8 protein-coding genes are annotated in these 12,685 nt (G+C 41.5%); 3 read left to right on the forward strand and 5 right to left on the reverse strand.

Features of this window, described 5'->3' with window-relative positions:
• Positions 1 to 48 precede the first annotated feature (48 nt).
• Both F7734_RS61170 and F7734_RS41475 read left to right on the forward strand, forming a co-directional pair.
• Entirely contained in the window at positions 49 to 3,774 is a 3,726-nt protein-coding gene (locus F7734_RS61170; RefSeq protein ID WP_166482475.1) for a PAS domain S-box protein, read from the forward strand.
• An 11-nt stretch (positions 3,775 to 3,785) separates the two neighbouring features.
• On the forward strand, positions 3,786 to 4,856 hold the full coding sequence (locus tag F7734_RS41475; RefSeq protein WP_155750232.1) for a hybrid sensor histidine kinase/response regulator: 1,071 nt from the start codon (positions 3,786 to 3,788) through the stop codon (positions 4,854 to 4,856).
• Positions 4,857 to 5,354: 498 nt separating this feature from the next.
• Here the strand turns inward: F7734_RS41475 and crtO are convergent, their stop codons facing one another.
• The 4 genes from crtO to F7734_RS41495 form a co-directional block, all read right to left on the reverse strand.
• Complete coding sequence (crtO, locus tag F7734_RS41480) at positions 5,355 to 7,049, reverse strand: beta-carotene ketolase CrtO (RefSeq protein WP_155750233.1); 1,695 nt, start codon at positions 7,047 to 7,049, stop codon at positions 5,355 to 5,357.
• 236 nt (positions 7,050 to 7,285) lie between these two features.
• On the reverse strand, positions 7,286 to 8,026 hold the full coding sequence (locus F7734_RS41485; protein ID WP_155750234.1) for a DUF2993 domain-containing protein: 741 nt from the start codon (positions 8,024 to 8,026) through the stop codon (positions 7,286 to 7,288).
• 88 nt (positions 8,027 to 8,114) lie between these two features.
• Positions 8,115 to 9,458 (reverse strand): cytochrome P450, encoded by a 1,344-nt coding sequence (locus tag F7734_RS41490; RefSeq protein WP_155750235.1) that lies wholly within the window; start codon positions 9,456 to 9,458, stop codon positions 8,115 to 8,117.
• Between the two features lie 141 nt (positions 9,459 to 9,599).
• A complete protein-coding gene (locus F7734_RS41495) occupies positions 9,600 to 9,833 on the reverse strand; it encodes a hypothetical protein (protein WP_155750236.1) in 234 nt (77 codons plus the stop codon).
• 57 nt (positions 9,834 to 9,890) lie between these two features.
• Here F7734_RS41495 and F7734_RS65700 point away from each other — a divergent pair, with 57 nt between their 5' ends.
• Positions 9,891 to 10,913: a CHAT domain-containing protein gene (locus F7734_RS65700; RefSeq protein WP_347566368.1), complete on the forward strand. Its 1,023-nt coding sequence runs from the start codon at positions 9,891 to 9,893 to the stop codon at positions 10,911 to 10,913.
• A gap of 131 nt (positions 10,914 to 11,044) precedes the next feature.
• On the opposite strand, the gene F7734_RS41505 is transcribed toward F7734_RS65700, so the two are convergent.
• A complete protein-coding gene (locus F7734_RS41505) occupies positions 11,045 to 12,394 on the reverse strand; it encodes a cytochrome P450 (RefSeq protein ID WP_155750237.1) in 1,350 nt (449 codons plus the stop codon).
• Positions 12,395 to 12,685: the final 291 nt, after the last annotated feature.

The raw sequence follows: 12,685 nt of genomic DNA on the forward strand, positions 1-12,685 counted from the left end.
CCGTATTTTAAAAACGTCTGTCTTCGCTTGTTGCTCCGTTAGATGACTATGTTTTGCAATTCCCCTCCAAAACTGAACAATCAAGAACAGGTAATAACTTTTACGCCTTTGATTGTTACTCCTGACACACCACTTGCTAAGGCAATCGCTCTCATGAGTAACGCACAAGCAACGCGTATCTCAAAAGATACAGTCTCTGCTCCACATGACTTATTCGCTGATGCTCGTGCTAGTTGTGTATTGATTGTGGAAGACAATCAACTGGTAGGAATTTTTACTGAGCGAGATGTGGTGCGCTTGATTGCTAATGGACAAAAGATTGCGGGAGTTGCGATCGCTGATGTTATGACTCACTCTGTTGTTACCCTAAAACAATCGGAGTTCACCAATCTTTCTGTAGCACTCAGCTTGTTTCAGCATTACCAGATACGTCATCTCCCCGTTCTAGACGATGATGGGGCGGTGATTGGCTCGATCGCTCAAGAAAGCTTGCTGCAATATCTGGCTGCTCGAGTAGAGAGCGAGCAAATTCTTCGGAACAAGCAAATAGAAGCGCTGCGCCAAAGCGAATATCGCTACGCAACTCTTGCATCTGCTGCACCTGTTGGTATTTTTCGTACTGATGTGAAAGGAAATTGTATGTACGTAAACGACCGATGGTGTGAGATCGCCGGACTGACATCGGTAGAAGCAATAGGAATTGGTTGGGTCAAAGCATTGCACCCCGATGACCAAGCTCTCATTTTTGAAGAATGGAACCGTTCTGTCCGAGAAAAAGAACCATTTCGTTTGGAATACCGATTTCAGCGCTCAGATGGTAAAGTCACTTGGGTGTTTGGTCAGGCTGTGGCAGAACAAGGAGCAAATGGGCAAACGACAGGTTACATAGGTACGATTACTGATATTAGCGATCGCAAACAGGCACAGACGGACTTACAAAACTTGGTTGAGGGAGCAGTAGCCGTCACAGGTCACGACTTTTTCCCTGCTTTAGTCAAGTATATAGCAGCTGCCTTAGACGTGGATTACGTAGTAGTTGCCAAACTAGAAGGCAATTCCCTTACTACTTATGCGCTCTGTGCAAATGGACAAATTCAGCCCAACATTTCTTTCTCAATAGAAAATACTCCCTGTGCTCAATCGATGGCAAACGGAATGTTTTGCTGTGCTGAAGGCGTGCAACAACTATTTTCCAGTGTTGAACTTCTAAGTGCCCTTGAAGCGGAAAGCTATCTTAGTATTGCCCTGATAGACATTCGCGGTAATGTTATTGGTAATTTAGCCATACTAGACAAGAAACCACTCACAAATATCCCACGAATTACGGCAATACTTCAGATTTTTGCTGCCAGAGTCAGCGCTGAACTAGAACGCCAACAAGCAATGGAAGCTTTGTGTCGGCTGAATCAAGAACTTGAACTGAGGATAGAACAACGGACTTCTGCTTTACGTGAAAGTGAAGAACGCTGGCAGTTGGCACTTCGAGGTAGCAATGACGGTATCTGGGATTGGAACTTGAAAACCAATCAAGTTTTTTTCTCAACTCAATGGAAAGATATGCGGGGTTTTACGGAAGATGAAATTGGTGACAATCTTGAAGAATGGTTGAGCCGAATTCACCCCAGCCATCGCGATCGCGTCATAAAATCCATTAAAGAGCATTTTGCTGGCAAAACTCCCTTTTTCCAAGAAGAGTACCAGGTAGAACAGAAAGATGGCTCCTATATGTGGGTATTGGATCGGGGTCAAGCGTTGTGGGATGAGGAAGGCAACGCTATTCGCATGGCTGGTTCGGAAACTGATATTACCGAACGCAAGCAAGCAGAAGAAATTTTGCAACACCAGCTAGCAGCAATTGAAGCAGTTATTGATGGCATCGCTATCTTAGAAGGCGAGACTTACACCTATTTAAACAAAGCACATTTGGAACTCTTCGGGTACGAAAGCCCTGAAGAATTAGTCGGTAGCACCTGGAAAAAATTGTACTCTCCTGAAGAAATCAGCCGTTTTGAACAAGAGGTGTTTCCTACACTGATGCAGCAGCGCTATTGGCAAGGAGAAGCAACTGGAACTCGAAAGGATGGCAGTACCTTTGCGGAGGGATTATCTTTAACGATGACAGAAAGTGGAGACTTAATCTGTGTGTGCCGGGATATCAGCAAGCGAAAGCAAGTTGAGGAGCAACTCCGGCGCATGAACGAGCAACTGAATCTGGCAAATGCCGAACTGCATCAAGCAACCCGCCTCAAAGATGAGTTTCTTGCTAATATGAGTCACGAACTGCGGACTCCCCTCAATGCCATTTTAGGAATGTCAGAAGGATTACAGGAAGAAGTGTTTGGTCAGCTCAACGATCGCCAGAAACACGCCATAGCCACCATTGAACGCAGTGGAAAACACCTCTTGGAATTGATTAACGATATTCTCGATTTGTCGAAAATTGAGTCTGGCAAATTAGAGTTGCAAACTGCTCCTGTTGCCGTTAACTATCTGTGTAAATCCAGTGTGGCATTTGTTAGGCAACAAGCAATTAAGAAGAACCTTCAACTGACTGTAGAAGTCCCAAACGACTTACCCGAAATTGTCGTCGATGAGCGGCGTATCCGCCAGGTGCTGATTAATCTGCTGAACAATGCAGTGAAGTTTACCCCATCAGGAGGCAGTGTCAAGCTGGTAGTGCAACCCAAGGAACAGCAAGAAACCATTGTTCTTTGCTTTTCAGTGATTGACACTGGAATTGGTATTCCTCAAGAGGAAATGAGTAAACTGTTCCAGCCCTTTGTACAGATCGATAGTAGCTTGAATCGCCAGCATACTGGAACTGGGCTGGGTTTAGCCTTGGTACGCCAACTTGTAGAATTGCATGGAGGTACGGTAGCAGTCACAAGTGAAGTGAGCCAGGGAAGTTGTTTTACAGTGTGCTTGCCGTATGTTAGATGTTTTACCTCACTCTTCACACCTACTTCGCAAGCTCTTAATTACAGCACCCTGTTAGATAAGAACTCACAGGTGCTGATTGTTGAGGATTCGAGCGTCGCTGCTGAACAAATCGCCCGGTATCTGAGCGAACTGAATATGGACGCTGCTATTTATGACAAAGGTGAAGGGGCGATCGACGCAGCACTCCGCATTCAACCATCGCTCATCTTTTTGGATCTCTTATTGCCCAACCTATCTGGATGGGAAGTCCTCAAACAACTCAAAGCACACCCACAAACAAAAAATATTCCTGTCGTGGTGATTTCCTTAGTGGATGAGCGATCGCAGGCGTTATCCTTGGGGGCTGCTGAGTACCTAGTGAAACCAATGACTCGCGAAAAGTTCCGCTATACTTTAGATAAAGTTCAGCATCCAGAACAGTTCCCGGCAACTGCACTGATTATTGCTCCAAATCCCCCAATTGAAGCGACTTCCCCTCCCTTAATCTTACTGGCAGAAGACAACGAAGCGAATATAGCAACAATCTCTAGCTATCTTGGCGCTAGAGGATATCGGCTGATTGTAGCAAGAAACGGGCGAGAAGCCGTGTCCCTTGCCAAAGCACAACACCCCGATCTGATTATCATGGACATTCAAATGCCGGGAATGGATGGGTTGGAAGCAATGCGTTTGCTTCGTGCTGATGGGAAGTTTCTTCATACCCCGATTGTTGCGCTGACTGCGTTAGCCATGCCTGGAGATCGGGAAAACTGTATATCAGCAGGAGCAAATGAATATTTGACCAAACCTGTAAAACTGAAACTTTTAGTAGAGACAATCAAACACTTAATATAGCGATCCTGATTATGGGAACTGCACCTACAATTTTGATTATCGATGACGAACCCGATAACTTTGATGTGATTGACACATTATTAGATACCGAAGGCTATCAATTAAGCTATGTCTCTAATGGAGAACAAGCCCTTGCTCTACTAAAGGCATTTCAGCCCGATGTGATTTTATTAGATGTGATGATGCCTCAAATGAATGGCATTGAATTTTGCCAAAAATTCAAGTCTCATCCTCAATGGAAGCACATTCCAGTGATTATGGTAACCGCGTTGACTGCGAAAGAAGATTTATCCAAGTGTCTAGCATTAGGAGCGGACGACTTCATTAGCAAACCTGTTAACGGAGTAGAACTGCGTTCTCGCGTAAAATCAATGTTGCGTATCAAGAAACAATACGATACGTTGCAAGAAACTCTGCGCTTGCGAGAAAATCTCTCTGAGATGATTGTACACGATCTGCGGAATCCACTTACTACAATCATCATGGCTACAGAAATTTTAGGAATGGCTAAATTTTCCCCTGAACTCCTGCAAAAAAAAACCGATGCGATCGTTAGATCGGCAAGACAATTACAATCATTAATTGATAATTTGCTGCTCATGGCAAAATTAGAATCAGGCAAAATGATTCTTCAACGAACAGAAGTTGATTTGTTTGCTATTTGTTATTCAGCAATTTCCGATCTGGAAATATTTGCCGAGCAAAAAAAACTAAAACTGGTTGTAAGCTTACCTGCAATTGGTGGTAGTGTCAGCGTAGATCTCAATTTGTTTCGTCGAGTTCTTGACAATCTACTGTTCAATGCCATTAAATTTGCACCTTACAATAGTGAAATTATGTTGTGTGCTGATTATCCAAAACCAGGTCGAGCAAGAATTCAGGTAGCTGATTCAGGACCGGGAGTTAAAGAAGAATTGCGCCAAAAGATTTTTGAGAAATACGAAATTGGTACTCCGATGAAAGAAGTATCTCAAATTGGGTTGGGGCTAGCTTTTTGTAAAATGACTGTTGAAGCGCATGGGGGTTCCATTAAAGTGGAAAAAAACGAGCCAAAAGGGGCAATTTTTACTGTAGAGATTTGATCTGTCATGCAAGACGTTTTTGGATGAGTAAATTATACCAATTATATTTATTAAAATAAAACATTGAGATGCTGCTCGGTTAAGGTTAAAAATACGAAAATATGTAGGTTGGGTTGAGGAACGAAACCCAACATTTACGGGAGCATCCCGTTTTTGCGTAAAGAGCAAACCCCACTAGCCCTCCCCTTACAAAAGTCCGGGAACAAGAATGATTTCCCCCCTTGCTAAGGGGGGATTAAGGGGGGTAAAAAATGTGAATTGACAAAATTGGGATGCTCCCACATTTACAAGCATTCTTTGAATTTTTCCACAGATTTACCCAACCTACAAAAATTGGGAATGCAGACAGGTGGGCTGCTGCAGAGCGAGTAGACAGAGCACTAGAGGCTCCGCCTCTAATAAGGCATTCCCAGCCTCAGGCTGGGAACGAGGGAGGCTGGGAACGAGAGCGGGGGGTCTGTTCACTTAGCCATCAAAACTTGTGTGGAAGGGGTGTCATTAATTAATCCTAAACACTGACTCAACAGTTGACATAATAGAGTCTCGTGCATCTTTCAAAGTCTGGGCTATGGGATGCTTTGTCTGCAAAAAGACTCGCGCACAATTGCGCCCTGGCATTCCAGAAATGGAACCACCTGGATGAGTCCCCGCACCTGTCAGGAACAAGTTTTCAATTGGTGTTTTGTAGTTCGCTATTTCTGGCAAGGGACGGAAAAATACCATTTGATCTAAAGTCATATCAATGTGGTAGTAATTCCCCTTATAAGCACCCAATCTTTCTCCTAATTCAGCTGGACTTTCTACACGGCGTGCAATTATTGCGTCTTTCACATTTGGTGCGTATTCTGCTAATTTGTCAACCACTCTATCTGCAACTTTGTTCTTGAGTTCATCTGTCCAACCCGTACCCTTTAATCCAGTACCATTTGCATTTGCAACTTGATATGGGGCAAAAAACTCAATCCATACAGTGTGCTTTCCTGGTGGTGCCATTGTCGGATCTAACACTGTTGGCACAACGACATACATGGATGGATCGGAATCTGGAATTTCTCCCAAGGTACATTTACTATGAGCTTGCTCTACATGGGCGATAGAATCAGCAATTAATACGGAACCAATGAGATATTCATCCCTATGTTGGTAGCGTTCAAAGCGCGGGGCTTCATTTAAAGCTAAGTCTATCTTGAGGATAGTTTCGTTGTTATTCACAATGCGACGTTCTAATCTTTCTTTTAAATTAGGATCGGCAGCATTGATATCCCTTGTATCTACTAATTGTAAAAAGACTCGCTGAGCGTCAATATTAGAGATGACTCCATGTTTAGCACGATACTCTGTACCGTTCTCGAGTTGGACGCCGACTGCACGACCATCATCGATCAAAATCTTCTTAACTTGGCTATCTGTTAAGATAGTACCGCCCTGACTTGTTACCAAATTGACTAGAGCTTGTACTAATGCCCCAGTACCGCCACGAGGTCTTGCCATACCGGGGTCGTGACGCATTGCCATCATAATTGCACCAATGGCAATGGTTTTTTGTGAGGGCGGCGCACCTAATTCAGCAGCGAGTCTTGCAAGAGGTGCTTTCAAAAATTCTGAATCAAACCACTCATTGAGAAGATCTTCCGCACTGGTCATCATGTTGCGAACGAAGTCCAGCGTTTTGTTAGCAGAACCGATAACTGAAAATAAGTCTTTTATTTTTGCGATATCGTAGTTGCCTAAAATATCTAATATTGATTTTGGTGGTGCGTTAAACATGGGAATCATTGCACCAAGTGCTCGCTGCCAATACTTTGTATACTCTGCGTATTTTTTGGCATCGCGATCGCTATAACGAGCAATTTCTGCACAAGTTTTTTCTAGGGACTTATGACCTAAGAAGTACTTCCCGTCAGGATGGGGGCAGAAAACAACTGGATCGCACTCTAAATATTCTAAACCATACTTGTGTAACTCTAATTCTTCTACAACTGGCCCCAAATGAATAAACTCGTGGTCAATAGCACACAAGTTAAATTTAAATCCTGGTGCTTCCTTCGGCAAACACTCCTCGGTTGTTGCCGCACCACCGGGAACAGAACGCTTTTCCAGTAACAAGACGCTGTAACCCGCTTTTAACAAGTAAGCAGCACAAACTAACCCATTGTGTCCTGCTCCAATAATTACAACATCATACGTTTGCATAGTTGATTTTTAGCCACTAGATTTATTCCAAAGAATACAAAATTCCGAGTGACCTTTCATCACTCGTGAGTTATAAAAATTAACCTTTAGAGATATATTGAGACTGAGAACCCCGACTTCTTCAAGAATTCGAGGTTCTGAATACAGTTAAGGTTAACCCTTAATATTATTAAACCTAGAAGCTGCTTTCAAAAAGTCAATTTCCCAATTTTAAACCCCTATTCACTGGTCACTACTCACTGTGCAGAAGGTAGATTTTTTACATAAGCTTCTACCAAAAGTCTTAGGCTTTCTTTTTGTACTTTCATCTCTTTCACACGTAAAGCCATATCATCAAATACAAAATATGGTAAAGCGAGCAGTTCTTTTACCTTTTCCATTAAAGCAACAACTATATCTAGAGCAATCCCTTCTCCCTCAGTGCAGTTGAAATTTTCTAGCATCACGGGTTTATCTTGAGTGCGAGGACTAACCATTGCTGCAAAACATATCGATTGAGTCTTGCCTCGATCTTGTACCAGGATTTTTCCATTAAATGTCATCTTACCACTTCCTGGCAGATAAATCTGTATTTCTTGCGGCTTAAGGGTAACAATTCTATCATCTACATTCAAATAAAAATCTTGCATTTGACTGCGAATGTAGTTAGACTTCAAAGCATTGTTGATATCTGCTTCTGTCAACACAACACGAGCAGTCGCATTAACTGGCTTATTAAGTTCGACTTGACCAAATAGAGCACTTAGAGGATTAACGGAAACACCGTCTGTTTGCAGTACTAATTCCTGTAAGCGGATGTTTTTTATAACTAGCCCCCGACCTGCAACCGAGACTCCATCAACTTCTCCCTGAATTATCTTTAGCAGGTCAGTTTGTACATCTACTTCTATTTTGTCAACACTATCCATCTGCTGAGATAGCGTTTTTTCAGCTACTTGTGACAGCATTTGTTCTTCAATCTTTTGCTGTTCTAACATAAATTCACTATTTCCTACCCTACATCTCTTATTGCCTAATTTAGACGCTGATACTTGGAGGTGTATCTACATGAAGATATAGAAAATTTTATTTGGTGCTAATATTTTTTATAATCATCTTAACACCACCAGAAGGAACAATAGTAATTCCCCTACGGACTGGATGAACTGGATGATTGTCAGCAAGTGCTAATTGAAAGCGCGACAAAATTGTTGCTAACACTAATTTTAGTTCGTACATGGAAAATGCTGTACCGATGCAGCCGCGATAACCTCCACCAAAAGGCAAATATTCATAAGGCGAAAATTTCTGAGCTAAAAATCTTTCGGGCAGAAATTTTTTGGGGTCTGGGTAAGTTTCAAGACGCTGATGTGCTAAGTAGATACAGGGAACTAAAACTGTCCCCGACTCATATTTCTGACCAGCAATTTCTACTTTATCTTTAACCATTCTTGGCGTACATATCAAGGCAATAGGATGCACTCTCAAAGTTTCTTGACAAACAGCACTCAGGTAGGAAAGTTGAGTAATATCTTCGGGATTGGCTCTATTGTCTAGTCTATTTAATTCTTCTAACAACTTATCTTTAACTTGTGGGTGAGAGTGAATTAAATAAAAGACCCAAGTTAAAACAGCAGCTGTGGTTTCATATCCTAAAAGTAATAGTGAGACTAATTGGTCGCGTAACTCAATATCTGTCATTTTTTGTCCATCTTCGTCACTCGCTGACATTAATAGGCTAAGAACGTCTGTGCGAGAACTGCTGTCTAAATTCTCATTTTCTAATCGGCGTTCGGAAATTTCTGCATAAATCAGTTGATCGATTTCTTCAATCCGTTTTTTGTAATTCCCCCAAGGACTCCACGCACCTAAATCTTTTTGAAGTGGAGGAAAGAAAAATAAAGTAGAGTATAATGGTTTTGTGATATCTTCTAATAATGAAGTAAGTCGTTCTCTTAGTTTTTGATAGCGTTCGCCTGGACGAAGACCAAATACAACTTGCAAAATAATTTGCAAAGTAATATCTGGCATAATTTTTTGCATGGAAACTCTCGTCCCTATTTGCCAGTTTTGTGTGGCTTCTTCGGTAATTTTACAAATAGCTTGACCGTAAGTTTTCATGCGATCGCCATGAAAAGGTGGCATTAATAACTGACGCTGTCGATTGTGCGATCGCCCTTCTTGCAACACTATAGAATTTGAGCCAAACAAGGGTTCAAAAACATGAGTTGCTTTCTTAAAATCTAACTCTTTAGCTGGTACTGCGAAGCACTCTGCAATGGCTTGAGGATGACTAAAAAATACCACAGGTGGAGAATTAAGTCCTAATACTCTGACTGAGAAAGGGTCGCCATATCGAGCAGCACTATCTTCTAGAAATTTTATAGGATTGACTATTAATTGTAATGTCTGTAGTAAGGGGAATTTCATAAACAAAAAATGTCCCAAAATTTCTTGTGGTGCGGGCTTCTAGCCCGCTACTAGTATAGGACAAGCGAGGACGCTCCGCAGTTACCTCAACGGGGACTTTGGCGGTTTACATCCCTCACTTGTGCAACTCTGATGAATCTTTTATGGAATGCGAACGTTTGTTCTCCATTCACGGCGATCGCCTGTAAAGCGGACAAAGGGACTACCTTGTTGTTCAATCAAAGTACCGCTGCAATTACTTGATCCAGCGAAAGTTACTTTGATATTGTCCATATTCCAGTTGTCACCGGTATCAAAGACGCTCGATTTCCCAGACTTAAAACGCACTCCAAAGGTTTGAATATCACCCAAACGTGTTCCATTCGGTAATTCCATCGTTCGAGTATTCCAGGTATTGTTTCCCCAACCTTGACCGTTACTACAGGATTTCCGGTGACTCTACAGATAGCTTTAGAAGGAGAGCGTCCCTATTTTGAATGTACTGGTCATTTACCTCCAGCTTCAGAGTTATATTTAGCATACAATCAATGGCAAACGGCTTATCGCCAAAGCTTAGATAGAAATTTGCGAATTAAGTTTCCTTCAACACAAGTTACTAATATTAGCAAGCGAGAATTATTCAAAGAATGTGATGAAAATACAGCTCATTTACAAACTCATGTTAATTTATGGCTGAATTCTCAATTATTTCGCCCTATAAAAGAGCAATTACTAGAAAAATTAAATCCTAACGAACTGATTCGTATACTCTTGCAAACAGAAGATAATCAAATACGGCGAATCCCCTTACAACTTTGGAATTTTTTTGAACGCTATCCTCAAGCAGAACTTGCTCTTTCCTCAACTACCTATGAGAGAAAATCAAAACCTAAATCTTCAAAATCTTATATTAAGATACTAGCCATCTTAGGAGATAGTACTGGTATTGATACGCAAAAAGATAGAGTTTTACTCGAACAATTACCCAATGCTGAAGTCAAATTTTTAGTAGAACCGCAACGTCAAATGCTAAATGATGAGCTTTGGGTGCAAACGTGGGATATCCTCTTTTTTGCTGGTCACAGTTTTACTCTATCAGAGCAAGAAATTGGCTATTTTCGGCTCAACCAAACTGATAGTTTAACTATTGCTGAGTTGAAGAATGCGTTGATAAAAGCTATCGAACAAGGATTGCATCTAGCGATTTTTAACTCCTGCGACGGGTTAGGTTTAGCAACTAATTTAGCAGATTTGCATATTCCCCAAATGATTGTGATGCGCGAACCAGTACCTGACAAAGTAGCACAGGAATTTTTAAAGAACCTTTTGAGGGAATTTTCCACTGGTAAGCTTTTATATCAATCGGTACGTGAAGCACGTATGAGACTGCAAGGTTTAGAAAACGAGTTTCCTTGTGCTAGTTGGCTACCAGTTATTTGTCAGAACCCATCAGAAACTCCCTTCTGGTGGTGTTGATAAACTGAATTTAAGTAGAGAGGCGCAAAAAATTGAAGTATGTAATGAAAAGTAAATTTGGCTGAAAACCTTTTATCTTCTGCCATCTGTCTTATCATAACAACAATTTTTAATGCCAACCTACTTGGAGCTTAAACTTGATGAGGACTTATGACTGCCATTTCTATGGGACGATGGGGACCTGTAACTAATCCACGGCGCTTTGGTTTGATATCATTTTTGGTGACTAACGCCAAGTCAAGTTGAGACAGAATGGTTGCTAACACCACTTTCATCTCAAACTGAGCAAATGCAGTACCAATGCAGCGTCTGACACCACCGCCAAAAGGTAAATACTCGTATGGAGAAAATTGCCTTTCTAAAAAACGTTCTGGTTTAAACAGCTTGGGTTCGGGATATAAGTCCTCTCGCTGATGAGTGAGGTAAATTGATCCAAGTAGAATTGTACCGGGTTTGAGGTCGTAACCGCACATAGAGACAGGGGTTTTGACTACCCTTGGAAAGGTCAGCATTCCTACTGGGTAAATTCTGAGGGTTTCACAGCAAACAGCATTGAGGTAAGGTAGCTTCAACAGTGTACTATAGTCGGTGAGATCGCTTAACGAATCGAGTTCTGCTTGCAGTTTTTCTTTGACTTCAGGTAGTTTGTGAATCCAGTATATTGCCCAAGTTAAGCCTGTTGCGGTTGTTTCATGACCGGCTATCAGTAAGGTCATCAACTCGTCGCGTAATTCTTCATCCGTCATCGGCTGACCATCTTCATCTGTAGCAGCCATGAGCAAGCTAAGGATATCTGTGCGCGATGCATCTGGTTGTTCTCTTCGTTCTTGAATTTCCTCTTGTAGCAATTGGTGTGCTTTTGCTCGATTGCGAAGAAATTTTCCCCAAGGGCTTTGCGGTCCTAAATCTTTTTGTAAGGCAGGAAAATAAAGTTGAAGAACTCTTATGGGAGTATTTTCACGTTCATCTAACAACAAACATAACGTTTTTTCTATTTCTTCTGCGCGATCGCTATTATACAATCCAAACACAGCTTGCATGATAACTCGCAAAGCAATGGCTTGCATTGCATTTCTAACAGAAAATGGCTTATCTATTTGCCATTGACTCATAACTTCTTCAGTGACTTGACTCATCACTTGTCCGTAAACTTTCATTCTGTCACCGTGAAACGGAGGCATTAATAATTGCCGTTGTCTTCGGTGTGCTTCTCCGCTTAAGGTAATTACGGAATTCTTCCCAAGCATTGGTTCAAAAACAGTATTCCAATCGCTAGGTGCTTCAAATTCTTTGGTATCACTTGTTAATATTTGTTGTAGCGCTTGAGGGTTACTGACAAAAACAACTGGTCGCATCAAGTTTAGTGTAAAAATGTCACCATAGCGTTTGGCACAGGCTTCCATTTGCCCCATGGGGCTGAGAATCCAATGTAGAATTTGGATAAGACCTGGAGTTCGGACAGTGTTTGGTAATTTTCTCATATTTTGCGATCGCACTCACTTTTTTGCCAATGCAATTCACTTTAGATAAACATTTTTTTTTAATTTGATAGATTGGCTACCTATCGGAATTCTATTTTATTTGTAAAGTTTTTGAGGTTGGTGCAATTCTAGCGAGTAATGACTGTACGTTCGCTCCGGATTGAAAGGGAGAGAGGAATTAATGCTTGACTGGGTAAAATTACTAACTTAAGGTTGTTGTACTTCACAACTAGTTAATCCCTTAGCTCTTTTTATAAACTTCTCATCAAAAGTATAAAATTGTGTATGATT

The sequence above is a fragment of the Scytonema sp. UIC 10036 genome, assembly GCF_009725235.1.

What these genes read in the sequence shown, in the direction of transcription:
- F7734_RS61170 (WP_166482475.1), top strand. Translation starts at nt 49, where the DNA reads ATGTTTTGCAATTCCCCTCCAAAACTGAACAATCAAGAACAGGTAATA.
- F7734_RS41475 (WP_155750232.1), top strand. Translation starts at nt 3,786, where the DNA reads ATGGGAACTGCACCTACAATTTTGATTATCGATGACGAACCCGATAAC.
- crtO (WP_155750233.1), bottom strand. Translation starts at nt 7,049, where the DNA reads ATGCAAACGTATGATGTTGTAATTATTGGAGCAGGACACAATGGGTTA.
- F7734_RS41485 (WP_155750234.1), bottom strand. Translation starts at nt 8,026, where the DNA reads ATGTTAGAACAGCAAAAGATTGAAGAACAAATGCTGTCACAAGTAGCT.
- F7734_RS41490 (WP_155750235.1), bottom strand. Translation starts at nt 9,458, where the DNA reads ATGAAATTCCCCTTACTACAGACATTACAATTAATAGTCAATCCTATA.
- F7734_RS41495 (WP_155750236.1), bottom strand. Translation starts at nt 9,833, where the DNA reads ATGGAATTACCGAATGGAACACGTTTGGGTGATATTCAAACCTTTGGA.
- F7734_RS41505 (WP_155750237.1), bottom strand. Translation starts at nt 12,394, where the DNA reads ATGAGAAAATTACCAAACACTGTCCGAACTCCAGGTCTTATCCAAATT.